Origin of the sequence: Ethanoligenens harbinense YUAN-3 (assembly GCF_000178115.2) — a bacterium.
GTDB lineage: Bacteria > Bacillota > Clostridia > Oscillospirales > Ethanoligenentaceae > Ethanoligenens > Ethanoligenens harbinense.
Window position 1 is genome coordinate 2,804,050 of sequence record NC_014828.1, and the last position, 24,674, is coordinate 2,828,723.

The window sequence follows — 24,674 nt, forward strand, 5'->3', positions numbered from 1 at the left end:
ATTGTAAATATGGTATTCATAAATAGACATCTACATGCAGCAGGCCCCTTCCGCCGCAATGCGGTGGAAGGGGCCTGCTAGCGCCGGCTGCCGCTCAATACAGCGCCGGCTTGCAGATATATTCATGGATCTTGACGTTTAAAATCTCGCTGGCGTGGGCAGGCGTGAGGATGAGCGCCGTGTCTGCGCCGCGCGCGGTGCCGCCAACGGCCACCACCGGCTCGCCATAGGGCAGCAGGCCGGCGTCCAGCGCCATCACGGCCACCTCCACGCAGACTTTCGTGCCCGCGCCGAACATCCGCAGCGTGTCGGCGATGACTTCCACCGGATGGATGCCGCCGTATTTTTTGCTCAGGCCGCGCTCCGCGCCGCTGAGCACATGAGAGGTGGTGAGCACACGCACGCCGGCGCGCTCCAGCGCCTCCCGCTCGGTCTGCGGCAGTTCCATCTCGCCCGGCTTGGGGTAACCAAATGCGTGGGTGACACAAACCACGCCGACGCCCTCGTGCGCGGGCAATGCACGCACCGTTTCGCCCCTGCTGGAAGCGACGACGATATGGCCGATGCCGTGCGCGCGGGCCGCTTCCACGGCCGCTTTGGCCACCTCCACGGTGTTTTCGCGCCCGGGCTGTGCGAAAATCATGGAAATCATCCTTTCTCTACACATCCCATATTTACAACGTACTTTATTTTATTATACCACACGCGCAAGGCACGCCGTCACACCGGGCGGATCTTGAGCATATCGCCAAACAGCTCGTAGGGCACGATGAAGACCGGGATGCCGGTCACATAGGGCGCAATGGTGTAAAGCTGGAAGAAAAAGGCAAATCCCCGGGGCGTGAGGTAATAGTTTTTCTCATCAAAATACTGAAAGACATTTTTCTGATAATCCTCGAAATATTTATCCGGGTCCCGCTGGATCTGGGCAAAGATAGCACGAAAAATGATGTTGCGGTAGCCCGGATCGCTGAAAAACGCGTTCAGCGGCAGGCGGCGCGCGTCCCACGCCCGCCAGGTGTCGGCATGGCGGACGGTGGTGCCGTGCGCACCGCCCGTGTATGTATATTGGTCGTAGTAAATGGAGAGCAGGCCGCCGTGGTTGAACGGCACCTCATAGGTCATGCCCGCCCCGTATGCGTGAAACGGATAGCCGTTTTTCTGCGCCTCCCGCCAGGACTGCACCGCGTCCGCATACAATTTTCTGGATGCATAGGCATAGAACCGGCGGGCCGCATGGTCGTAAAACACACTGATGACCTGCCCCGCCGGGCTGCCTTTGGTCAGCACCCGCGGGTAGGCGATGTCGATCTCTACCATCATCACGCCGCGATACTGCGGCTTACCCTGTATCTGGCGTCTTGTCACTGTAACCGGTTTCTCATTCATGCGCCGCGCCTCCCTGTTCCGGCCGCCGCCGTCGCGCCGCCTGCGCGGCGTCCGGGCGGCGCCCTCTGATTTGCGGCGGCCGGACCCGCCGCCATCGCATCGCACAATCCAATCTATGCGGCGGCCGGGAGAACGTGCACAAAAAACACGTATTTCACGCCTGCGGAGCGGCTTCCAGGCGCGCGGCCGTATACAGCCCCGTGACCGGATGACGCCGCGCGTAATCGAAACAGTAGACAACCGGGCCGCTCGTCTCCCCGGTCTGCACAAGGGCCGGCGGGTCGAACGGAAAGGCTTCGAAATGCACGCGCGCACCCTTTTTCTCCGCGTAAAGAGCGCGTGCGTGCGGCGGCGCTTCGCGCGGCAGGCACCGCGGCGGGTTGCCGGAATTGTCACTGCGGTAAAAATCGAACCGCAGCAGCGCGCACAGCGTATCGGCTTCGCCGGGGAAGCGCCCTGCGGCGAACCGCACCAGTTCCGCACAGAGCTCCGGGTAGGCCACCGGCCTGGCAAAACAGCCGCGCGCCCGCAGCGCCCCGGCAAACGCCTCATAAAACGCGAACGGCCCTGCGAACCGGGCAATCAGATACGGCAGGGAAAGCATGAAGCGGCCGCTGTTGTAGAGCCGCTCCACGCAGAACGCCGTATCCTCCAGCCGCCCCAGCTCCGCGAAGGACAGCCACGGTGTCTGCAGCACCTGATACGGCGGTTTTTCACTGTAAAGATAACCGGGCGTGCAGTCGGCCACGGCGCGCATCTCCGAGCCCTTGAGCAGTTTCAGAAACCCCAGTTGGATACAGTGAGACGCAAGCGCGTGCAGGGTATCGAACGAGCGCGCAAACGTCATGTAATCCTCAAGCGGCAGCCCCGCGATCAGATCGGTGTGAACATGCACGTTCCGCGGCGCGCACAGGTGGGCGATGGCGGCGGCGCAGCGCGCAAGGTCGCTGGCCCGGTGCACGGCGGCCAGCGTGGGTGCGTGGAAGCTCTGGATGCCGATCTCAAGCTGGAACAGGCCGGGCGGCGCGGATGCGAACAGATCGAGCAGTTCCTCATCGAACAGGTCGGCCGCCACCTCGAAGTGGACATGCCGCGCGGCAATCGCCGGGTTTTCTTCCGCCAGTTCCAGCACCGCGCGCACGATCTCTTTGGCGCGGGACAGGCGGCAGTTGAATGTGCGATCCACAAATTTGACCTGCCTGGCCGGGGAATCCAGCACGCGCGCCAGTTCCGCGCGCACACGGTCCAGCGGGAAGAAGCGCGCACCGCCGCCCAGCGACGACAGGCAGTAGGCGCAGCGAAACGGGCACCCGCGCGACGCTTCATAATATAAGATGCGTCCCGCCGACGCGGCCAGCATCTCGTCGGTGTAGGGGGAGGGCAGGCTGCCCAAATCGGGTTCCGCCGCCGGTGGGCAGTCCCGCTCTCTGGACGCTACGCCGGGGATGTGCGTATCCAGCCCGTCGCGCAGCGCCAGCAGCAGCGCGCGGAATGCGGTCTCTCCTTCCCCGCGCACCACAAAATCCACGGCCGGGCAGGCGCGGAAGACATCCGGGTCAAGCCCCGCCTCCGGCCCGCCGAACACGATGACCGTCTCCGGCAACAGCGCGCGGACATCCGCCGCGAGGGCGCGCACCTGCTCGATGTTGAACAGATAGGTGCAGAAACCCAGCACGTCCGGGCGCGCCTCCATCAGCCCACGCAAAATGGAGCGGTCGTCCCGGTTGACGGTGTATTCCTGCACCGTGACATCGCAGACATCCGCACAGGCGGCTTTCAGGCACCACGGGGCCAGCGCCATGTGCACATACTGTGCATTGAGCGCCGCCAGCACCACGTTCATGCCACCCCTCCTTTCATCAAATGTGCAAAAACGTGCTTTCCATAATTTACATTTGTATCCGGATATGATAAAATGCGAGTATCCTTATGCCCCTGTGTTTTAAATGACCGCCTGTTCCGCATATCCGCGGCAAACCGGGAGGAGGGCTTTTTATCAACGCACAACTGGACGAGATCCTGAAAAACAATCTTTTGCAGACGCTTTTCCAGCCGATTATTTCGCTGGCTTCCGGGGAGATTTTCGGCTATGAGGCATTGACACGCGGCCCCGAAGGCCCGCTGCGCGCGCCCCTCACCCTGTTCAGTGAAGCCAAGCGGTATCACCGTCTGGCCGAGCTGGACAGCCTTTGCCGGGACAATATTCTCCGCCGCGCACACGAACAGAAACTGGGCGGCATGCTGTTCATCAACATCGACCCCGCCGCCGTCTTTTACCATATGGAAACGCCGTCCGGCCTGCTGCGGGCCAAAGAGGAAGGCTATACCGAAAACCGCATTGCGCTGGAGTTCACGATGACGGAGGATCTGTGCCGGTTCGCAAATTTCATCGACCTAGTGCAGGGCCTGAAGCGGAGCGGCTACCATATTGCCTGCGACAACACCGTGCCGGGCAACACCGCGTTCCTCTCGCTGCATAACCTGCATCCGGATTTCATCAAGATCGACCTCTCCAGAACCGACGACGCGGCTGCAGCCATCCAGCAGAGTGTCCACACGATCGTACAGCTCACCCACGCGCAGGTCATCGCGGTGGGCGTGCATACGGCGGAACAACTGCAAGCCCTGGCGAACAGCGGCATCCTTTATGCGCAGGGCAATTTTCTGGCCGAGCCCGCAGAGATTGGGCCCCGGCCGCGGGAAGAAGCAATCTCCCTGTTGCGGAAATTTGCGGCCCGGCCCGAAACGGCACAGCCCTGAACAAACACCGTCGGAAATGGAAATGCAGTTGCACAGACGGACATACGCCGCCTGTGCAACACCTATATGGTAATATCCAGAAGGGGACGACTGCCGCAAAACGGCATGAAGTCCTCCCTTTTTTTTCACTGTGCGAACCGCATGCCCGCACGCCGCGCCCTCCCTTCCGCGGGAAGCGGCGGGTTATCCTGCCGGGGCTTACCGCCCGTCGGTAAGAAAACGCGTGTCCCACAGGCAAAAATGCGGTTTGAGCCCGTCTGTGACGGAGATCATGCCGTCCGTGGTCACAAGGACGGCTTCCGCGCCCTGATCCTCCACCAGCCTTCTGCCCTGCTCGGGGCCGAGCAGCAGCGCGGTGAACGCCAGCGCATCGGCGTCCAGCGCGTTTTCGGCAATGACGGTCACGCTGCGCAGCCCGCTGTCCACCGGATACCCGGTCTTGGTGTCGATGACCGGGCGGCTGCCGGCGCCCGCCGTCACCACCGAGCGGTCGATGATCTCCACCGAGCCGAACATTTTATCCGGCCTGCTGCTGCCCGGGCAATGCAGCCGCACCTCCCAGGGCTTTCCATCCGGGCGGGCACCCACCGCCACCGCGCTGCCCCCCAGATCGACGAGGGCGGAGCGCACGCCGTGCGCGCGCAGGATCTTGCGCACCTCGTCGGCGGCATATCCCTTGGCGATGGAGCCGAGGTCGATGGCCTGTCCCTCATAATTGAGCCGGATCTTGAAACTGCTCGCGCCCAGCAGCACGTCTTTGTAATTCACCAGCCGCAGGGCCTTGCCCAGCGCGCGGTTGTCCGGCACGGCGCCGGTGCACGCGGCCTCGTCCCACAGCCGCAGAACCGGCGCGACGGTGATATCCATGCAGCCGGAAGTCTGCTCGGCATATTGCAGAGCGCGCTTGACCACGAAAAACGTATCCGGGCTAACGCTCACGTCGCCGTGCCCCGCGCCGCGGTTGACGGCAGACACCTCACTGTCCGGATTGACAAACGACATATGCGCGTCGATGACGCGCACACGCTCCGCCGCTTCCCGCAGGGCCGCTTCCGTGCCGTCTCCTTCCACCCGGAGCGCCTGCGCCTGTTTCAGCGTGTGGACCTGCGTATGGCTGCTCCACGATATATAAAATGCCATGGGAATGGCACTCCTTTCCAGTTCTCCATGCCGGGTACGCCGCGGACTGTTCGCTTTCATTGTATCCCCGCCGGCCTCCCCGTTTGCAAACAGAGTGTGAACACTTTGTGGCCGGACGTTCCCGTTATCCGGCCGGGTACATGCTTTCTTTCGCCCGGATGAGCGACGTCAGCATCCCGCTGCACGGCACGTTCACCCCGTGCGTTTCGCCGTATTCCGCCACCGCGCCGTTGAGGGTGCCGATCTCGGTCTTCCGACGGGCCTCTACATCCTGCAGGGTGGACGGCCGGTGCGCACGGGTGGGTGGCAGGATTTTTTCAAAAAATACACGCTCATATGACGCGGCATCCGGCCAATAGGTCGAAAAACCCAGCGCTCGCATAACGGCGAACGTTTCCCGGATGAGTTGTTTCATCAAGACCACGGCGTCCGGGCTGTCGGCCAGCATGCCGTAATCCGCCCCCAGGATCGCGCCAAGGGCATTTAATGTACAGTTATACAGCATTTTCGCCCAGACGGACTTGCCGATCTCCGTTTCCGCCGTGCAGGGGATTCCCCCCGCCGCGACGGCTTCCGCCAGCGGGAGAACCCATGTATCGCCGCCGTACAGGCTGCCCAGACGCACGGGAGCGGAAAAGACCGTCACCTCGCTCACCGACGGCGCGGGACGGCAGAACCCGATGCTGATGGTAGCCTGCACGAACTGTTCTTTTTTAAAATACGGCAAAAACGGCCGTTCGGTGCCAAAGCCGTTCTGCAGCAACACGATGCGGCCGCCCGGCGCCAGCAAAGACGGGCACGCCGCTAGCCGGGCCGCCACCGCAGCGGATGCCGTGGTTTTGACCGTGACCAGCACCGCGTCGTAGCCGCCCGGCGCCTGTGTGATCTCTTCATATAAGCGCAGGCGCTCCGGCGGCACGAACGCTTCGCCCAGCGCACCCGTGCGGGTGATGCCGTTTGCCGCCAAGGCCCGCCGGGTTTCCCCCCGCGCCACCAGGTCGGGCGCCTCGCCCGCGGCAAACAGCGCGCTTGCCACGCTCAGCCCCACGGCCCCGCAGCCGATCATCAGCAGTTTCATCTGTCCGTCATCCCTTTGTCGATTTGCTCACCATCAAGGCCAAAGCCGCGGCGGTTTATTCTCGTTGGGCGGCTTTTCCGCCGGATGCCCCGCGGACGGCGCGTTTTCCGGCGCACCGGAAGCCTCCGTGCCATCCGCCGTTTCGTCGTGCGGCTCCTGCGCACCCGGTTCCCCGCCGCCCGCGACCATGGCGTGCAGGCGCTTCATAAAACGGTCCCACAACGAGCCGCTTTCTTCATCCGCGTCCGGAGCGTCTCCATCATACTGCAAGCCGAAATGCTCCATCAGCGCCCGGTAATATGCATAGCGGTCGATCCGGCGGCTGCGGTCCCGCCCATAGGTCGCGGCCCGCGCCCGCACCTCCGGCCCATACAGCGCCATGCAGAGCTGCAGGGCCATGTCGTAATTGACCGGGCGGCCGCCCTGTTCCTGCACCGCCTGCTGCAGCGCCGGGGGCAGGCCGGCTGTGAACGCCTCCAGCATCCGGGGGTCGCGTTCCAGTGTCTGTGCAAAGCGGCAAAGCGCCTTGCCCATCTCGCTGATGATGACCTGGTCGGCACCCAGTTCGCCGCCCGTCTGGCCGACGGCGGGCGGCGGCGGCAGCTCAAGTTTTGCGCGCAGCGTGGCCAGTTTCTGCGGGTCGATCGGCGTGTTGACCGGGCCCTGCACCCGTTCGGTCCGCGTCGCGTTTACCGGCGTGATCGGTCCTTCCATAACCGCCATTCCTTTCGTGGCCGCCGTCCGGGCAAAACCCCGGCGCATCGTGATTTCTTCTCCTTAGCTATATCGGCCGAAAAGGCGGAACCGTTAGGACACCGGTCCCCGGTTGTTCCATTATACCGGCCTTTCCAAATGATGTCAAACAAGCGGCACCACGCAGGCACCCGGCCATTTTCCCGGCAATGCGAACAACAAACGTCCGCGCATAATGCAAAATTTATGTAAAGAAATTTTCAAATTTTCGTAGCGAAAACTATACTATTGTGGTATAATACTCATTGACCAAAACCGACGGCTCCGGCATCCTGCGCAAGTGCCTTTTTTACCGCCAAGACGCACGGCCGGCCGGATATTTTGTTTGAACAGGATATGGCGCGCGGCGTGTACGCGCGGAAAATAGAAGGAGTGGACGACATGGCGGAAACATTACTGGAGATTCGCGGCCTGCATGTAGAGGCAAACGACAGGGAAATCCTCAAGGGTCTGGACCTGACGGTACACAAAGGCGAGGTGCATGTGCTGCTCGGCCCGAACGGCGCGGGCAAATCCACACTGGTCAACACCATCATGGGGCACCCGCAGTACCATGTGACCGATGGGCAGATCTTTTTCGAGGGCGAAGACATCACCGCCGCCAAAACGGACGAACGCGCAAGGCGCGGACTGTTCCTCTCGTTCCAGAGCCCGGAGGAGATCCCCGGCGTTTCGGTCGAGAACTTTCTGCGCACCTCCTACGGCGCCATCACCAAAAAGCCGGTGAAGATCTTTGCCTTTAAAAAGGAACTCGCCGCCACCATGGAAGAACTGAAAATGGACAAAAGCTATGCGGAGCGCGGGCTGAACGTGGGCTTCTCGGGCGGCGAAAAGAAAAAGAACGAGATCCTCCAGATGCTGATGCTCCACCCGAAACTGGCCATACTGGATGAGACGGACTCCGGCCTGGACGTGGACGCGGTGAAAATCGTATCCCAGGGCGTGGAAAAATTCAAAAACGCCGAAAACGGCCTGCTCATCATCACGCACAACACCAAGATCCTGGAATTTGTGGATGTGACGGCCGCGCATGTGCTGGTGGACGGCCGTATCGTCCGCTCAGGCGACCGCTCGCTCATCGACGAAATCAACGCCTCCGGCTTCACCGGCTTGCAGGGCGCTGCCGTATAAACGCCTATTTGAGAAAGCGGGTGAACCTATGTCCAAGCAGAAAAGCGATGTGGCCGATATCGACCGCAGCATGTATGACTTTCGCAACGAAGACAAAGACAACTTCAAAGTAAAAAAGGGCCTGACGCCGGAAATCGTTGAAAAAATCTCGGCGGAAAAGCATGATCCCGCGTGGATGCGGGAATTCCGGCTCAAATCTTTGGAAATCTATAACCGGACGCCGCTCCCGAAATGGGGCCCGTCGCTGGACGAGCTGGACATAGACAACATCGTCACCTATGTCCGGCCGGACACCAAGATGGCAGGCAACTGGAAAGAAGTGCCCGACGAGATCAAAGACACTTTCGAGCGGCTGGGCATTCCCAAAGCCGAGCGCGAGTCGCTGGCGGGTGTGGGCGCGCAGTACGACTCCGAAGTGGTCTACCACAACGTGCGCGAAGAAGTCACCCGGCAGGGCGTGGTCTACACCGACATGGAGAGCGCGCTGACCGAACACGGCGACATCGTCCGGGAATATTTTATGAAGCTGGTGCCACCGCAGGACCACAAGTTCGTTGCGCTGCACGGCGCGGTCTGGTCGGGCGGATCGTTCGTCTATGTGCCGGAGGGTGTGGACGTATCCATCCCGCTCCAATCCTATTTCCGGTTGAACGCGCCGGGCGCGGGGCAGTTCGAGCACACGCTCATCATCGTGGAAAAGGGCGCGCGGCTGCACTTCATCGAAGGCTGCTCGGCGCCGAAATACAACGTGACCAATCTGCACGCCGGCTGTGTGGAGCTGTTTGTCAAAGAGGGCGCGCACCTGCGCTATTCCACCATCGAAAACTGGTCGAAAAACATGATGAACCTCAACACCAAACGATGTTCGGTGGAGAAAAACGGCAGCATCGAGTGGGTTTCTGGTTCGTTCGGCTCCCATGTTTCGATGCTCTACCCCATGAGCATCCTGAAAGGCGAGGGCGCGCGCTCGGAGTTCACCGGCATCACCTTCGCGGGGCACGGCCAGCACCTGGACACCGGCAGCAAAGTGGTGCACGCCGCGCCGCACACCTATTCCACCATTAACACCAAGTCCATTTCGAAGGACGGCGGCATCTGCGTCTACCGCGGCGGCGTGGTGGTGGGACCCAACGCGCACGGCTGCCGCTCAAGCGTATCCTGCGAATCGCTGATGCTCGACGGGATCTCCAAATCGGACACCGTGCCCGCGATGGACATCCGCAACGACGATGTGGACATCGGACACGAGGCGCGCATCGGCCGCATCAGTGAGGAAAGCATCTTTTACCTCATGTCCCGCGGTCTGAGCGAGGAAGACGCCCGCGCCCTCATCGTGCGCGGCTTCGCCGAGCCGGTCGCCAAAGAGCTGCCGCTCGAATACGCCGTGGAGATGAACAACCTCATCAAGCTCGAAATGGAGGGCTCCATCGGGTAGGCAGGCACAGCCCTCTTTCAAGTTCAGGCAAGTGCATGGTAAAACGCGAACGCACGGCCTGAACGGGCGGGTTTCCAACTTGCCGCGCGGCAGCGGTTGCGAAAGGCGGGCAGGCACAGCCCGCAAACCGAATCGCTTCATCCAAACCCGCTTTTCGCCGGCATGTCCGGCATCTCTTTTAAAAGGAGTGAACCTTATGCAGGTGAATATAAAAGACATCGACCGCCTGCCAACCTCCACCTGGAGCTGGCTGGGCGTGAACGGCGAGACCCTTGAAACCGAGATCCCCGACGTGACCCCTTTTTCCGCCTTTTCCCTGCCCGAACATCTGCCGGAGGGCGTGAAAGTAAGCGAGGTGCTGAAAAGCGATATCGTGTTTCTGGAGGGCGACATCGACACCGGGGCCGGCCCGCAGGTGCGCGACTTCGTCAAGGCCAACCACAACGCGGGCGTGTTCGTCGAGGTCAAGCCCGGCGTACAGGTCGCCGAGCCGCTGGTCTTCGACTACACGCTTGACGCCACAAATCCCGTTCTGGCCGACGAGAACACTGTCATCGCCGAACCGGGCAGCAGCGTCACCGTGGTGCTGCGCTACACCTCCGCGGCGGACCTGAACGGCTTCCATGCCGGGCTAACCCGGCTGTATGCCAAAAAAGACGCGAAGATCACGCTGGTGCAGGTGCAGGTGCTGGGCAAAAACTGCCCGCATTTTTCGGACGTGGGCGGCACGGCGTTCGAGGACGGCCGCATCGAGCTTACTCAGGCCGAACTGGGCGGCTCACGCGCCTACGCGGCGGCCAAATTCAAACTCACCGGCGACCGCAGCCATACGGACATCGGCAGCATCTATCTCGGTGACGGCGCACGGAATATCGACATCAACTATGTTGCCGAGCACTACGGCGAAAAATCAGTCAGCGAGATCCTCTCGCGGGGCGCGATGCTGGACAAAAGCCAGAAAATCTTCCGCGGCACCATTGATTTCAAGCGCGGCGCGGCCGGCTCCAAAGGGCATGAAGAGGAATACGCCGTGCTGCTCAGCCCAAAGGTGCGCGCCCGCAGCGCCCCGCTCATCCTCTGCGATGAGGAGGACGTGGACGGACAGCATGCCGCCAGCACCGGCCGCATCGACGAAAACCGCCTGTTTTACCTCATGTCCCGCGGGCTGAGCGAGGCGGACGCAAGGCGGCTTATTGTGGAAGCGCAGTTTGCCCCTATCCTGGATCGCATCCCGGTCGCGTCCATCCGGAACGATCTGCAAAACCATATCATAGGGAGGTTGAACGAACATGTCGGCGAATAAACTTGTGCAGGCCGGCGTCGATCTGTCCGACTTCCCCATCCTGCAAACAAAAACGCACGGCAAACGGCTGGTCTATCTCGACAGCGCGGCTACCGCGCAAAAACCCCTGCCGGTGCTGGATGCCGTGCGGCACTATTATGAAGAAGAAAACGCCAACCCGCACCGCGGTAACTATGAGCTGAGCGTGCTGGCCACCGAGCGGTACGAGGAGGCGCGCGCCCTCACACGCGCGTTCATCAACGCCAAAGAGGACGCGGAGATCATTTTCACCCGCAACACCACCGAATCCCTCAACCTCATCGCCTACAGCTACGGCATGCATTTCATCCAGGAGGGCGATGAGATTGTCCTCTCCATCGCGGAACACCACAGCAACCTCATCCCGTGGCAGCAGGTGGCAAAGGCGCGCGGCGCCACTCTCAAATACCTCTACCTGGACAAAAACGGCCGCATCACCGAGGAAGAAATCAACGAAAAGATTACCGAAAAGACCAGGCTGGTGGCTATCGTGCATGTTTCCAACGTGCTGGGCACCGTCAACCCCGTGAAGGAGATCGTTAATAAGGCGCACAACGTGGGCGCCGTGGCCGTGGTGGACCTCGCGCAGAGCATCCCGCACTTCCCGGTGGACGTGCAGGACATCGACGCAGATTTTGCCGTGTTCTCCGGCCACAAGATGCTCTCACCCATGGGGATCGGCGTGCTGTACGGCAAGCGGGAGCTGCTTGAAAAAATGCCGCCTTTCCTTTTCGGCGGCGATATGATAGAATATGTCTACGAACAGGAAGCGACGTTTGCCCCTCTGCCGGCCAAATTCGAGGCGGGCACCCAGAACGTGGGCGGCGCGGTGGGCCTCGCCGCGGCCATCCGTTATATCCAAAAGGTGGGGTACGACCGTATCCGCGAGATCGACAGCAAACTGGTGCACTATGCGTTCAGCCGCCTGCGCGAGCTGGATTATATCACCATATACGGCGACGGCGGCGCCGGCAACCGCTGCGGCGTGATCTCCTTCAACATCCGGGACGCACACCCGCACGACGTTGCCTCCATCCTGGACGCCGACGGCGTGGCTATCCGCGCCGGTCACCACTGCGCCCAGCCGCTGCTGCGCTATCTCGGCATCAACGCGACCTGTCGCGCGAGTTTCTATTTTTACAACACGCCCGAAGACGTGGATACCTTCGTCGAGAGCGTGAAGAAAGTGCGTGGGGTTCTTGGCTATGGATCTAAATAGTGTATATACGGAAATCATCACCGAGCACAACGCGTCCCCTTCCCACAAGCACCACATCGAAGACCCGACCGCCGTGCTCAAGGGGCACAACCCCAGCTGCGGCGACGAGATCGAGTTGGAGCTGCGTGTGAAAGACGGCGTGATCGAGGACGCGTCGTTCACCGGCATCGGCTGCGCCATCTCGCAGGCCTCCGCCGACATCATGATCGACCTCATTCAAGGAAAAACGGTGGAGGAGGCCAAAAAACTGGCCGCCACTTTTCTTGGCATGATCAAGCAGGAGATCACCGACGACGAGCAGCTTGAAGCGCTGGATGAAGCCATCGCGCTCAAAAACATCTCCAACATGCCCGCGCGCGTCAAATGCGCGGTGCTTGGCTGGCACACGCTCGAAAACGCGGTGGAGGGCAAAAAGGACTGACCGTATCCCTCTTCTTTTTCGCATGGTTATCAACACCCGCCTGCGGCACACAGCGCCGGCGGGTGTTTTTTTATGCATCCCGCCACTTGCGCCGCCGCCCGCGCGGGCGTATAATAGCACCGTGTTTTGATAAAGGAGGAAATTCCCTATGAATCTATCCGTTTTTCCCGGCGTGCACCACGTCTGCATGAAGGTTCGGGACATACAAAAAAGCGTCGATTTCTATGTGTCGCAGCTTGGGTACACCGTGCGCCTGCAGTGGGACGGCGGCGCCATGCTCAAATCGCCGGACGGCACCCATCTCGAATTTTTTCCCGTGGACGAGGAAGAAGGCTATTCGCACGTGGCCTATATCTGCAAGGATGTGGATAAGGCGTATGCGGAGCTGCTGGAAAACGGCTGCACCAGTGTTTCCGCACCCGAAAGCCTGACCATTCCTTCCGACCCGGCCCTGCCGGTGCGCATCGCGTTCGTGCGCGACCCCGCCGGCAATAAAATCGAGCTGTTCAAGGAACTGTAAGACCGCGATTGAACACACCGCATGCAGGGGCAGGAGCCTGACAACGCAGGCTCCTGCCCTGTCGCGTGCCAGGGGAAAAGCCCCCCTTTGAAAGATGAAAACGGAACAGGATACGCTATGGAACTTTGGAAACGAAACCTGATCGTCTGCTGGCTGGGCGAATTTACCACCAGCTGCGGCATGAGCATTGTGGTGCCGTTCATGCCGTTTTATATCGAACAGATGGGCATCAAGGACCTCAGCACGGTGTCGGTGCTCTCGGGCGCGGCGTTTTCGATCACGTTTGTCACGGCGGCGGTGATGGCACCGGTCTGGGGCACGCTGGCCGACCTGCGCGGCCGCAAGACCGTGATGATGTGCACCGGCCTGGGGCTGGCGGTCTCCAACTTTTTTTACCCGTTTCTGCACAGCATCTGGCTGCTGATGCTGATGCGGGCGCTGCAGGGCGTGGTTTCCGGCTACATCCCTTCCGCCAACGCGCTGATGGCGCGCGTAACACCCGAGAAAAAAACCGGCTGGGCGCTGGCCACTCTCTCCACCGGCATGATGAGCGGCTCCCTGCTTGGGCCGGTCATAGGCGGCTACCTGGACACCACCATCCATATCCGCAATACCTTTTTCGTCACAACCGCCTCGCTGTTTCTGTCTTTTCTCATCGCCGCGCTGTTTGTGAAGGAGGACGCGGGCGAGCGGCCGCTCGCCGTCGTCACCCATGCCAAACCCGGCCCTTTGCTCCCGACCATAGACGGCAAACTCCTTTTCGTCGCGCTGATGGCCACCACCTGCCTCATCAATGTCGCCAACCAGTCCATTGAGCCCATCGTTTCGCTGTTCGTGCGCCAGCTTTTCGTGCAGAGCCACACCGGCACCGGACAGATCAGCCTGTTTTCGGGCATCGTCATCTCCGCCACAGGCGTGGGCATCCTGCTTTCGGCCTCCCTCATCGGGCGCCTGGCCGACCGTACCGGCTGCATGCGGGTGCTCATTCTCTCCCTGTTGTTCTCCGGCATCCTGTTCGTCCCGATGGCGCTCGTTCAAAACGCCTGGCAGCTGATGGCGCTGCGTTTCCTGTTCGGCATCTCGCAGGCCGGCATCATGCCCGTGGTCTCCACTCTGCTCAAAAAGACGTCGCCCGCCGACGTGTTCGGCCGCGTATTCGGCTACAATCAGGCCATGACGTATCTGGGCATGGTGCTGGGCCCGCTGCTCGGGTCGCTCATCTCCGCCCGCCTGGGGTTTTCGCATATCTTCTGGATCACTGCGGGCATTCTGTTGGGCAACCTCGCGCTGGTCGCCGCCGCCAGGCGGAAACTGCCCGCGGCCCTGTCGCCCCGTTCCTGACACGCCGCGCCTGCCGGCGGCCCGCGAAGCCAAAACTGCCACTTGCCAACCTCTAGTCCGATACGATATAATAAAAATATATGTTGTATTTTTTACATTTTGCCGGTTAAGGCGGGATCTGTTATGCATGAATTTGACAGGTGTATCCTCATAGACGCTGCGCACACCCCGGTCTCAGAGGGCTTTGTGCGCTCTTTTGACAACGGCGTGATGGAGATTATGAGCGCGAAAGATATCGCGGGCTGGGTGCAGGCCGGGCAATCGGTCCAGGTGCATGTATATAACTCTTCTCTGGGTGAATGCGTGTATGAGGGGCGTGTACAGTCCGTCATGCTGCTGCATGTCTATCTGGACGGGCTGCAGCTGATTACCAACCGCCAGAAACGCAACAACACCCGCGTCAACACCGAGCTGCCGTACCTGATGCGGTATTATGAAGACGCGGACGGTGCACACCCGTTCGAAAAGCCGGTCCCCGTCACCATTCTGAATGTGAGCGCCGCAGGTGTCTATGTTGCCTGCAAAGAACGGTTCGACATCGGCTTACGCTTTGTGTTCACGTTCCGTGAAACGGCGCGCGATATCCGGGTGACCGCCGAGATCGTCCGGCGCGACATTTCGCCCAACGGGTTCCATTACGGCTGCCGCTTTGCCGATATTCCCGAAAAGGACGCAAACGAGATCCACCGCTGGGTTTTCACCCAGCAGATCGAGCAGCGGCGGCGTCAGTTTTTTTGACAGCCGAGGCTTCCCCTTGGATACGCGCGCAGGCCGCCGGGTAAAACCGGCGGCTTTTTCGGTTTGGGAAGCTTTTAGGCCTGAAAATGTGGTATAATATGAAAAAATCATGCGGAGAGCGTATTATTGGGACCGTGCGGACACGCGCGGAGATATCCGGCAGGAAGCCGGTGCGGAGAACGGCATGACACAACAAACGGCAACAACTCAAACCTGTCCGGCCGTATCGGTCTGCGCGCCGGATTTCGATCCTGCGGCGGTGTTTGAAAACGGCCAGTGTTTCCGCTGGGAGAGGCGGCGGGACGGCACCTGGTCGGGCATCGCTCACGGCCGCAGGTTGCATCTGCGCAAGGAAGGCAACCGCCTGCTGTTCCTCGGCGCTTCCCCCGAAGAGGTGCAGACCATCTGGCACCATTATTTCGATCTCGGGCGGGACTATGCGGCTATCCGCACCGCTTTCGCGCGGGACAAGGCCCTCGCGCGCGCGGTGGCGTTCGCCCCCGGCCTGCGCCTGCTGCGGCAGGACCCCTGGGAAGCGCTCTGCTCATTCATCCTCTCGCAGAACAACAACATTCCCCGCATCAAGGGCATCATCGACCGCTTGTGCGCCGCATTCGGCGCGCCGCTGGAAGACGGCGGCTTCGCCTTTCCGTTACCGCAAGCCCTGGCAGAACTTGACGCGGCCGACCTTGCGCCGGTGCGCTGCGGGTTCCGCGCCGGCTATGTGTTGGACGCGGCGCGGAAAGTGGCCTCCGGAGAGATTGACCTCGACGCGCTGGCCGCACTGCCGCTGGACAAAGCACGCGCCATGCTGCAGACCATTCGCGGCGTGGGGCCGAAGGTGGCCGACTGTGCGCTGCTGTTCGGCTGCGGGCGGCTGGACTGCTTCCCGGTGGACGTGTGGGTGCGCCGCATCCTAACCGCCTATTATCCGGACGGTTTCCCCGAAGCGCTGCGCCCGCTCGGCGGCATCGCACAGCAGTTCCTGTTCCACTACGAGCGCTGCCACGCCGTCCGCCGCCCTCAATCCGCTCCCGCCGGAGGAATCGACCGATGAAATTACTCGTACTCGACGGCAACAGCATCATCAACCGCGCATTTTACGGCATCCGTCTGCTTTCCACCAAAGACGGGCAGTACACCAACGCAATCGTCGGGTTTCTCAATATTCTGAACAAGGCGCGCGACGAGACTGCCCCGGATGCGGTGGCCGTGGCATTCGACCTGCCCGCCCCCACCTTTCGCCACCTGTCCTATGACGGTTATAAGGCTGGGCGAAAAAAAATGCCGGACGAGCTGGCCTCGCAACTGCCGGTGCTGAAAGACCTGCTGCGCTACATGGGGCTGCCCATCCTGGAAGCGGAAGGCTTTGAAGCGGACGACATCCTTGGCACCGAAGCGTATGCCTGCGCAAAGCGCGGCGATGCCTGTGTGCTGCTCACCGGTGACCGCGACAGCTTCCAACTGGTGGGTCCCTCCGCCACCGTGCGGCTGGCCTCCACCAAAGCCGGGCAGCCGGTGACCACCCTGTATGACGAAGCGGCTATCCGGGAGACCTACGGCGTGGAACCCCGGCAGATGATCGACGTGAAGGCCCTGATGGGCGACACTTCCGACAACATCCCCGGCGTGGCGGGCGTGGGCGAGAAAACAGCGCTCTCACTTATCCGGACCTACGGCACACTGGACGAGGTCTATGCCCATCTGGAAGACGAGAGCATCCGCCCCGCTCTGCGCGCCAAGCTGCGCGCTGGTAAAGAAAGCGCCTACATGAGCCGGAAACTGGCGAAGATCTCCACCGACGCACCGGTGGAGACCGACCCCGGCGCGCTGGCCGGCGCCAAAGGAGACAGCCACGCGCTGGCACTGCTGATGGCCCGGTTGGAGCTGTTCAAGCTGATGGAAAAGATGGGTGTGACGGGCGGCGCGCCCGCCGAAGCGGATGCCCCCGGCCCGCAAAAAGCCACGCCCTGCACCGCTGCGGTGGACGGCAGCACCCTGCTCGCCGCACTGCGGGCGGAGGCGCCGGTGGATTTTGCCTGCCGGTACACAGACGACGGGCTCATCGACGGCATCGCGTTCACGCGGGAATACGGCGTGACCCTTGCCCGCGCGGGCGAGACCGCCGGGTTCGACGCGTTCCTTGCCGCGTTCTTTGCGGACGGCTCCATCACCAAGCGCACACACGACAGCAAGCCCGTCTATGCCGCCGCACTGCGGCAGGGTTTTACCGTATCGGACGCGGAGCCGGACGACACCATGCTGCTCGGCTATCTGCTCAACCCGCTCGCGTCCTCCTACGCACCCGCAAGACTCTGCGAAGAATACACCGTGTTCCCCCCCGCCACCGAAAACGTGCCGGACGGTTTTTCCGGCTGTGTGGATACCGCTCTCGCCGTGCGCGCGCTGGCGCCGGTGCTTCTGCGGAAGCTGACGGAGAACGGGCAGGAAAAGCTCTACCGGGAAGTAGAGCTGCCGCTCGCCCGCGTGCTGGCGCAGATGGAACACGCGGGCTTTCTGGTGGACGCGGCGGGCATCGCCGCCTATGGCGAAACGCTGGGCAAAAAGCTGGCCGCCATCGAGCAGGAGATCGTGGACGCGGTGGGTTACCCGTTTAACCTCAATTCGCCCAAACAGCTCGGCGAGGCCCTGTTCGTCAAACTGGGGCTGCCGCACGGCAAAAAGACCAAGACCGGCTGGTCCACAAGCGCCGACGTGCTGGACAAACTCCGGGGTGCGCACCCGGCCATCGACGCGCTGCTCGGCTACCGCAAGCTGAGCAAACTCAAATCCACCTACACCGACGGCCTGCTCAAGGTCATCGCGCCGGACGGCCGCATCCATTCCAGCTTCAACCAGGTGGAGACCCGCACCGGGCGCATCAGCTCCACCGAGCCGAACCTCCAGAACATCCCGGTGCGCAGTGCGGAAGGGCGCGAACTGCGGCGCTTTTTCGTGGCCCGCCCCGGCTGGGTGCTGGTGGACGCGGACTATTCCCAGATCGAGCTTCGCATCCTCGCGCACATCGCGGACGATGCCGCCATGATCGCCGCGTTCAACAACCACGAGGATATCCACACCATCACGGCGTCGCAGGTATTCGGCATGCCGCCCGAATACGTCACGCCTATCATGCGCTCACGCGCAAAAGCCGTCAATTTCGGCATCGTCTACGGCATCGGCGCGTTTTCGCTCTCGCAGGATATCGGCGTGAGCGTGAAGGAAGCCGACAGCTATATCAAGGGCTACCTGCAGAAATTCTCCGGCGTGCGCGACTATATGGAGCGGGTCATTCGCGAGGCACACGAAAAGGGCTATGTGGAGACGCTGTTCGGCAGGCGGCGGGTGCTGCCGGAATTGCTTTCCTCCAACCACAACATGCGCGCCTTCGGCGAACGCGTAGCGCGCAACACGCCCATTCAGGGCACCGCCGCCGACATCATCAAGATCGCCATGGTGCGCGTGCGCGACCGGCTTGAGCGCGAACAGATGCAGTCCGCGCTCATCTTGCAGGTGCACGACGAACTCATTGTGGAAGCGCCGGAAGACGAAGCCGCACGCGCCGGGCAGATTCTGGAGGAAGAAATGGAAGGCGCCGCCAGCCTGCGCGTGCGGCTGGAAGCCGACGTGCACACCGGGCACACCTGGTACGACGCCAAAGGCTGAACGATCCGCACGGACCGACTGTGTGGAACTTAAACCCATCCATGAAGCGAAAACCACACATTCAGGGGTCGGCTTTATACCATTCTGCGTTGCCGTTGGTGGAATACGAAAACCATTTCTTTCACCTCCGCCCTTGCATGAATAGACTTATCGTTTTCGCATTTCCTTATTTACGGATCGGCTTTTAATCGAGGGATCATGATGAAAAAGGTTCTGTTTGTCTGCACCGGCAACCTCTGCCGCAGCCCGATGGCGGAAGCCATCTTTAACCACATGCTCAAAGAACGCGGCCTGCCGCCCGCCGCAACGAGCGCGGGCATCGCGGCGCTGGAGGGAGAAAAAGCGTCCGCGCACGCCATCACCGCGCTCAAAGAAATCGGCATTGACCTGCGGCATCACCGTGCCCGCGAGCTGACGCCCGCCATCCTGAACGATAGCGACGACGTTTATGTAATGACCCGGTCCCACTACAACTCCATTGAAAACGTGCTGCCGGAATATCTGCACAAAGCACATATCCTCGGCGGCGGCATCGACGACCCCTACGGCCAGAACCTGCGCGTCTACCGCGCCTGCCGGGACAAAATACAGAGCGCCCTGCGCGAGATCATCGGGGGTTACCTCAAACCATGAGCGCCGCGCCATTCGACATCCTGCCCATGGAAGAACGTCATTTAAACGCCGCGGCCGCGCTGGAGCGCATCTGCTTCGGCGACCCGTGGTCACGCGAGGCCTTTGGGGAAGAGCTGCGCAACCCGTCCGCCCGGTTTCTCGTAGCGGAGCGGGACGGCGTGCTGGCCGGCTATGCCGGCATGAGCTTTGTGCTGGACGAAGGGTATGTCTTCAACATCGCGGTGGCGCCTGCCTTCCGGCGGCAGGGCGCGGCACGCGCCCTGCTCACCGCGCTTGACCGTTTCGCGCAGGAAAAGGGGTTGGCGTTCCTCTCGCTGGAGGTACGCGTTTCCAACACCGTCGCCATCGCGCTCTACCGTTCCTTTGGCTTCCGGATGATGGGCGTGCGCCCCGGGTTTTACGCCCACCCGCCTGAAAACGCTTATATTATGACCAAGCCGTACCGTCCATAACGGCGGCGGATGCGCCCGCCGCGGCGAAAGGAGCAGATGTATATGCCGGCTGACACGATCCGCATCACACCCATCCCGCTCGGTTTTGTCAATGCGTTTCTCATCCGCGGCAAACAGGCCGTCCTCATCGACACCGGCAATCCCGGTTCGGCAGACCGCATCCTGCATGCGCTGGGTGAACAGGGGCTCGCACCCCATGACCTGGCGCTTATCCTCCTCACACACGGGCACGGCGACCATGTCGGAAGCAGCCCCGTTTTGAGAGAAAAAACCGGGGCGAAGGTGGCCATCCACATACGCGACGCCGACGCCCTGCGTACCGGGCGCGGCCCCAATCTTACGGGAACCAACGCCCTTGGCCGCGTGTTTGCCGTGCTGCTGCCCCGACCCATCCGCGGGTTTGAGCCGTTCGAGCCGGACATCCTTATCGAAGGTGAACTATCCCTGCAGCCCTACGGCATTGCGGGAAAGGTCGTGCCCACGCCGGGACATACGGCGGGCTCGATCTCGGTCGTGCTGGAAAACGGAGCCGTCTTTGCCGGGGACACCATCATGGGGGGCATGGGCCGGAAAGGGAAACCCCGTTTTCCGCTGTTTGCCGAAGACGCCGCCCGCGCCAAGGAGAGCATCGCCTATCTTCTGGGGCAGGCACCGGAATCGGTTTACACCGGGCATGGCGGGCCGTTTTCACCAGCCGAACTGCGGGCGGTCTTCCCATGACCGGCTCCGATTTCCTGATATGAAGGTGAAACTGTTTGAATATCCTTGCATTTGAATCCTCCTGCGACGAGACCGCCGCCGCCGTGGTGCGGGACGGCCGGGAAGTGCTTTCAAGCGTCATCGCCTCGCAGGTGGAGACCCACCGGCTCTACGGCGGCGTAGTGCCGGAGATCGCCTCCCGCCAGCATGTAGAGGTCATCGCCCAGCTCTGCGCGCAGGCGCTGGAAGAAGCCGGCTGCACGCTGGATGCCATCGACGCCGTAGCCGTCACCTACGCGCCGGGGCTGATCGGCGCGCTGCTGGTGGGCGTCAATTTCGCCAAAGGGCTGGCACTGGCGCGCGGCCTGCCGCTCATCCCCGTGCACCATCTGCGTGGGCACATCGCCGCCAACTACCTGGCGCACCCGAACCTCACGCCGCCGTTTTTGTGCCTTGTGGCATCCGGCGGGCACAGCCACATCGTACAGGCGGACGACTACACCCACTTCACCGTGCTGGGACGCACGCGCGACGACGCCGCAGGCGAAGCGTTCGACAAAGCCGCCCGCGCGCTGGGGTTCCCCTATCCGGGCGGCGTGGCCATCGACCGCGCGGCCCAGAGCGGCAACCCGGACGCCATCCGGTTCCCCCGTCCGCAGGTAAACGGGGCCCCGTACGACTATAGCTTTTCCGGTCTGAAAACCGCCGTGCTCAACTATGTGCACAATGCCGCGCAAAAAGGTGAGGCAATTTGCAAAGAAGACGTGGCGGCCTCGTTCCAGGCCGCCGTGGTGGACATGCTGGCCCACGGGTTCCTGCTCGCGGCCGCGGACACCGCCAGCACCACACTGGTGCTGGCGGGCGGCGTGGTGGCCAACACCGCACTGCGCCGGCGCATTGAGAACGACTGCGCGGCCAGCGGGCGCAGGCTTTATCTGCCGCCGCTCGCACTCTGCGGTGATAATGCCGCCATGATCGGCGCGCAGGCCTATTATGAATATCAGGCAGGCCATACCGCAGGGGCAGACCTGAATGCCTGCGCCAATATGGAAATCGGATGAACCCGACCGCATCAAAACACCCGAACGGTTTTAAAAACCGTTCGGGTGTTTTTTTACCAGATATTCGGCAAGGGCGGAAGTTTCTGCACGGTACGCTGGAGAGACAGCACCGCTTGCCGCACGCGCTGGCCCTGCGCGCGAAGGAGCAGCGTGCCCGCCTCCTGCGCCAGCCACACCGGCGCGGGCTTGAGCGTGTCCATCCCCTGTTGATATCGCTGTATATACGCGGCGGCATGGTAGGCCGGTTGAAGCGCAAACGTGCCGCTTGCGCCAAACACCGTCAACCGCACGTCATCCCCCATGAACGAAACGGCAAATTCCTGCCGATGCTGGTTCCAACCCACCGCGCGCGACTGATAGTCCACCACGCCCATGGCGGTGAGGAACACGGCCACCATCCCGGCCAAAAAAAACCATGTAATCATTTTGACTGCCCGTGGGCGAGGCGGCGCCTGCACAATGCGTTCATCCGTCTTGAAAACCCGATGTTTCATGCGACATCCCCTGTATGATACGTCCTGCTTTGGCCGCCACGGCCGGTTTGCGGAGACTATTTGCCGGATGCGACGGATTTCCCTGCCGCTCGGCTGGCGGTGGAAGATGCCGGCTGCTTCAACGTGCTGCCGGAAAAAAGTGTCTGCAATTTCTGCATCTCACGCGCGGCAACCGATCGTCCTCCCTGTGGATAGGTGAGCTGGGCGCTGAGCACGGCGGCTTTTCGTGCGGTTTGCCCCAACGAAGCGGCCGCTCCTTCATGCACGCCCGTGATGACGGTGGCGGCAAACGCCACGCCAAGCAGAATAAACACCCCGTTGCCTGAACGCTGTTTTTTCACATGCTGCGCCGGTTTTACCGTCTGTGCCGGCCTGGAGGCCGCGGGCCGTGTGCATGCCGATCGTTCCGGCACGGTTCTTGCCGGCGCGGGCCGTGTGAAGGCGGTGGAACGCGCGCGCTCCGGCACCCGCTCCCGCTTTGCGCGCGCATCCTGATCCTTATGCACTTTTCCCATGATGATCCGCATTATTTTGCACGCCCTTTCCCTGTACGCGGGCACAGAACCCCTGCCTGCGCCTTTACATCCTCCCCTTGAGGGGATTGTCCGTTCTCCGCACTATATGCGACCGGCGGAAACATTATGCGCACAGGAGAGAATCCGTCAGGCCAGCATAGCCACCATATCATCGTATGCGATGGACGGATTGAGCGCCCGGTTGATGGCAAACCCTGTCAGGCGGGCGGCATGCTCCACGATCAGGTCGATAAACCGTGGGGTGACGAACATCGGCGTGTCATTCGGGCAGGCGCTGCGGCGGATTTTTTCACGCGCGCCTTCGTCGGCGTGAAAGCCCGCGTCCTCGATCAAATCGACCGCGAGGGTGGCGGCGTCCACCACCGTGGGGATGCCCAACGCGATTACCGGCACGCCCAGTGAATCCTTGTTGACCGCAAACCGCGCGTTCCCCACGCCGGAGCCGGGGATGATGCCGGTATCCGCAATCTGGATCGTGTTGCCCAGCCTGGCCGCGCGGCGGGAGGCCAGCGCGTCCACCGCAATCACCGCCACCGGCCTGATCTTCATCACCAGTGCCTTGAGTATCTCACCGGCCTCCACGCCGGTCTGTCCCAACACGCCGGGCGCGATGGCCGCCACACCGCGCGTGCCTTCCATACCGCTGATCTGCGAGAGCTCACCCGCCACATGCCGGGTGACCAGCACGTTTTGCACACTGCGCGGGCCGATCGCGTCCGGCGTCATTTCAGCATTGCCCAGCCCGGCCACCAGCACCTCGCCCCGCATTTCCTGCAGCATGGCGGCCAGCTCTTTGCCCACCGTTTCCACTGCTTCCAGAAAGGTTTCGCCCTCCGTATCGTCCAGCCCCGGCACCTCCACCGTCACATAGGTACCCACCGGCTTTCCGATGGCCTGTTCTCCTCGTTCATCCAGCACTTTTACCCGCGTTAGCTTGACATGCCCGGTCGTTTCCTCTGTGGATTCCACGCCCGAAAGGTTGCCCGCGCTTTTTGCAATCTCATGCGCCTCCACGGCAAGGTCTGTCCGTACCTGCGTCATGGCCGCACCGCCTTTTCATTTTTCAATTATTCTGCCCCCACATCGCGCGGTTATGCACAGAACCCCCTGCCTGCACGCAAGTGGAGGGAATTTCAAAAAACTGTTGCAATACAGGTGCACCTATGCTATACTAGGTAGTACTGGTTTATATGAAAAAAGGAGGTGTGAACATGCCAAATATCAAATCCGCCAAAAAGCGCGTGAAAGTCACCGCTGTTAAAACCCTGCGCAATAAGGCGTATAAATCCGCGCTGCGCACCTCCATCAAAAAGGCGCAGAGCGCCGTGAGCGATGGTGCTGAAAACAAAGCCGATGCTTTCAAAGCCGCCGTCGTCAAGATCGACAAAGCGGTCTCCAAGGGCATCCTGCATAAGAATACAGCCGCCCACAAAAAATCCAAGCTGGCCAAAGCATTCAATCAGGCGCAATAAGCGTGCGGAAAGTTTCCACGCGGCCCTGCGCATGAGTATGCAAACAGATTCCGAAAAACGTGCAGCACGTTTTTCGGAATTTTTGTTCCCCGTGCCATGCGGCCGCGCAAGTTGACTTTCTTTCAAAAATAGATTATCATGCTTTTATGAAAGATCGACGGGCATCCGTGCAGTCTATCCGCGGTGCCCCGGCCGGAAACGGAGGCTTGTTATGAAATTCACCCATACGGTAGGCGCTTTGTTCGCCGCGGCTGCTGTGCTGTTGGCAGTGTCCGGCGGGGTTGCCTATTTCCTTTACCGCATTTCCCGCGAAAGAGCCTACAACGAGAAATGGAAAGACTATGTGGACTGCGGGCTTGCCTAAAGCCCCGCACAGCCGATTTGCATACCTGCCCCAAAAGGCCCGGGAATCCAG

26 protein-coding genes are annotated in these 24,674 nt (G+C 61.5%); 17 read left to right on the forward strand and 9 right to left on the reverse strand.

All coding sequences use genetic code 11. The features are described 5' to 3' along the window. Positions 1–94: 94 nt before the first annotated feature. The 3 genes from ETHHA_RS13195 to ETHHA_RS13205 form a co-directional block, all read right to left on the reverse strand. Positions 95–643 (reverse strand): pyruvate kinase alpha/beta domain-containing protein, encoded by a 549-nt coding sequence (locus ETHHA_RS13195; protein ID WP_013486453.1) that lies wholly within the window; start codon positions 641–643, stop codon positions 95–97. Positions 644–720: 77 nt separating this feature from the next. Beyond that, positions 721–1,389: a DUF3298 and DUF4163 domain-containing protein gene (locus ETHHA_RS13200; RefSeq protein ID WP_013486454.1), complete on the reverse strand. Its 669-nt coding sequence runs from the start codon at positions 1,387–1,389 to the stop codon at positions 721–723. Between the two features lie 154 nt (positions 1,390–1,543). Then, positions 1,544–3,232, reverse strand: coding sequence for a B12-binding domain-containing radical SAM protein (locus ETHHA_RS13205; RefSeq protein ID WP_013486455.1), 1,689 nt, complete (start codon positions 3,230–3,232; stop codon positions 1,544–1,546). A gap of 173 nt (positions 3,233–3,405) precedes the next feature. Between ETHHA_RS13205 and ETHHA_RS13210 the strand changes: the two genes are divergently transcribed. Further along, the gene (locus ETHHA_RS13210; protein ID WP_278244207.1) at positions 3,406–4,149 is read left to right on the forward strand and encodes an EAL domain-containing protein; all 744 of its coding nucleotides are present in this window, start codon (positions 3,406–3,408) and stop codon (positions 4,147–4,149) included. Positions 4,150–4,347: 198 nt separating this feature from the next. Here the strand turns inward: ETHHA_RS13210 and ETHHA_RS13215 are convergent, their stop codons facing one another. From ETHHA_RS13215 to ETHHA_RS13225, 3 genes are all read right to left on the reverse strand, one after another. Beyond that, positions 4,348–5,289: an FAD:protein FMN transferase gene (locus ETHHA_RS13215; protein WP_013486457.1), complete on the reverse strand. Its 942-nt coding sequence runs from the start codon at positions 5,287–5,289 to the stop codon at positions 4,348–4,350. Between the two features lie 124 nt (positions 5,290–5,413). Further along, a complete protein-coding gene (locus ETHHA_RS13220) occupies positions 5,414–6,367 on the reverse strand; it encodes a ketopantoate reductase family protein (RefSeq protein WP_013486458.1) in 954 nt (317 codons plus the stop codon). 33 nt (positions 6,368–6,400) lie between these two features. Further along, entirely contained in the window at positions 6,401–7,081 is a 681-nt protein-coding gene (locus ETHHA_RS13225; RefSeq protein ID WP_041686899.1) for a hypothetical protein, read from the reverse strand. Between the two features lie 420 nt (positions 7,082–7,501). Here ETHHA_RS13225 and sufC point away from each other — a divergent pair, with 420 nt between their 5' ends. The 14 genes from sufC (at position 7,502) to tsaD (ending at position 21,757) form a co-directional block, all read left to right on the forward strand. Next, complete coding sequence (gene sufC / locus ETHHA_RS13230; RefSeq protein WP_013486460.1) at positions 7,502–8,251, forward strand: Fe-S cluster assembly ATPase SufC; 750 nt, start codon at positions 7,502–7,504, stop codon at positions 8,249–8,251. A gap of 28 nt (positions 8,252–8,279) precedes the next feature. Next, positions 8,280–9,686, forward strand: a complete 1,407-nt coding sequence (gene sufB / locus ETHHA_RS13235; protein ID WP_013486461.1) for a Fe-S cluster assembly protein SufB — start codon at positions 8,280–8,282, stop codon at positions 9,684–9,686. Positions 9,687–9,882: 196 nt separating this feature from the next. Next, positions 9,883–10,989 carry a Fe-S cluster assembly protein SufD gene (gene sufD, locus ETHHA_RS13240; RefSeq protein ID WP_013486462.1) on the forward strand — a complete coding sequence of 369 codons (1,107 nt, stop codon included), beginning with the start codon at positions 9,883–9,885 and terminating at the stop codon, positions 10,987–10,989. Further along, positions 10,976–12,226, forward strand: coding sequence for a cysteine desulfurase (locus ETHHA_RS13245; RefSeq protein WP_013486463.1), 1,251 nt, complete (start codon positions 10,976–10,978; stop codon positions 12,224–12,226). Before sufD ends, ETHHA_RS13245 begins: the two co-directional genes overlap by 14 nt. Further along, on the forward strand, positions 12,213–12,647 hold the full coding sequence (sufU, locus tag ETHHA_RS13250) for a Fe-S cluster assembly sulfur transfer protein SufU (RefSeq protein ID WP_013486464.1): 435 nt from the start codon (positions 12,213–12,215) through the stop codon (positions 12,645–12,647). The genes ETHHA_RS13245 and sufU overlap by 14 nt, the downstream gene beginning before the upstream one ends. A gap of 148 nt (positions 12,648–12,795) precedes the next feature. Then, positions 12,796–13,167 carry a VOC family protein gene (locus ETHHA_RS13255; RefSeq protein ID WP_013486465.1) on the forward strand — a complete coding sequence of 124 codons (372 nt, stop codon included), beginning with the start codon at positions 12,796–12,798 and terminating at the stop codon, positions 13,165–13,167. 117 nt (positions 13,168–13,284) lie between these two features. Further along, a complete protein-coding gene (locus ETHHA_RS13260) occupies positions 13,285–14,508 on the forward strand; it encodes an MFS transporter (RefSeq protein WP_013486466.1) in 1,224 nt (407 codons plus the stop codon). Positions 14,509–14,631: 123 nt separating this feature from the next. Continuing rightward, on the forward strand, positions 14,632–15,246 hold the full coding sequence (locus ETHHA_RS13265) for a PilZ domain-containing protein (RefSeq protein WP_013486467.1): 615 nt from the start codon (positions 14,632–14,634) through the stop codon (positions 15,244–15,246). 184 nt (positions 15,247–15,430) lie between these two features. Beyond that, positions 15,431–16,303, forward strand: a complete 873-nt coding sequence (locus ETHHA_RS13270) for a DNA-3-methyladenine glycosylase family protein (protein WP_013486468.1) — start codon at positions 15,431–15,433, stop codon at positions 16,301–16,303. Then, positions 16,300–18,912, forward strand: coding sequence for a DNA polymerase I (gene polA / locus ETHHA_RS13275; RefSeq protein WP_013486469.1), 2,613 nt, complete (start codon positions 16,300–16,302; stop codon positions 18,910–18,912). Before ETHHA_RS13270 ends, polA begins: the two co-directional genes overlap by 4 nt. 198 nt (positions 18,913–19,110) lie before the next feature. Next, a complete protein-coding gene (locus ETHHA_RS13280; protein ID WP_041686901.1) occupies positions 19,111–19,545 on the forward strand; it encodes a low molecular weight protein arginine phosphatase in 435 nt (144 codons plus the stop codon). Then, complete coding sequence (rimI, locus tag ETHHA_RS13285; RefSeq protein WP_013486471.1) at positions 19,542–19,997, forward strand: ribosomal protein S18-alanine N-acetyltransferase; 456 nt, start codon at positions 19,542–19,544, stop codon at positions 19,995–19,997. The genes ETHHA_RS13280 and rimI overlap by 4 nt, the downstream gene beginning before the upstream one ends. A 42-nt stretch (positions 19,998–20,039) precedes the next feature. Then, positions 20,040–20,717: an MBL fold metallo-hydrolase gene (locus ETHHA_RS13290; RefSeq protein WP_013486472.1), complete on the forward strand. Its 678-nt coding sequence runs from the start codon at positions 20,040–20,042 to the stop codon at positions 20,715–20,717. Positions 20,718–20,752: 35 nt separating this feature from the next. After that, positions 20,753–21,757, forward strand: a complete 1,005-nt coding sequence (gene tsaD, locus ETHHA_RS13295; protein ID WP_013486473.1) for a tRNA (adenosine(37)-N6)-threonylcarbamoyltransferase complex transferase subunit TsaD — start codon at positions 20,753–20,755, stop codon at positions 21,755–21,757. 53 nt (positions 21,758–21,810) lie between these two features. Here the strand turns inward: tsaD and ETHHA_RS13300 are convergent, their stop codons facing one another. The 3 genes from ETHHA_RS13300 to gpr form a co-directional block, all read right to left on the reverse strand. Continuing rightward, the gene (locus tag ETHHA_RS13300; protein WP_013486474.1) at positions 21,811–22,251 is read right to left on the reverse strand and encodes a hypothetical protein; all 441 of its coding nucleotides are present in this window, start codon (positions 22,249–22,251) and stop codon (positions 21,811–21,813) included. 56 nt (positions 22,252–22,307) lie between these two features. After that, the gene (locus ETHHA_RS13305; protein ID WP_041686903.1) at positions 22,308–22,778 is read right to left on the reverse strand and encodes a hypothetical protein; all 471 of its coding nucleotides are present in this window, start codon (positions 22,776–22,778) and stop codon (positions 22,308–22,310) included. 135 nt (positions 22,779–22,913) lie between these two features. After that, positions 22,914–23,828, reverse strand: a complete 915-nt coding sequence (gene gpr, locus ETHHA_RS13310) for a GPR endopeptidase (protein WP_013486476.1) — start codon at positions 23,826–23,828, stop codon at positions 22,914–22,916. Between the two features lie 170 nt (positions 23,829–23,998). On the opposite strand from gpr, the gene rpsT reads away from it, so the two are divergent. After that, entirely contained in the window at positions 23,999–24,259 is a 261-nt protein-coding gene (gene rpsT / locus ETHHA_RS13315; RefSeq protein WP_013486477.1) for a 30S ribosomal protein S20, read from the forward strand. Between the two features lie 211 nt (positions 24,260–24,470). Further along, entirely contained in the window at positions 24,471–24,623 is a 153-nt protein-coding gene (locus ETHHA_RS15725; protein ID WP_013486478.1) for a hypothetical protein, read from the forward strand. Positions 24,624–24,674: the final 51 nt, after the last annotated feature.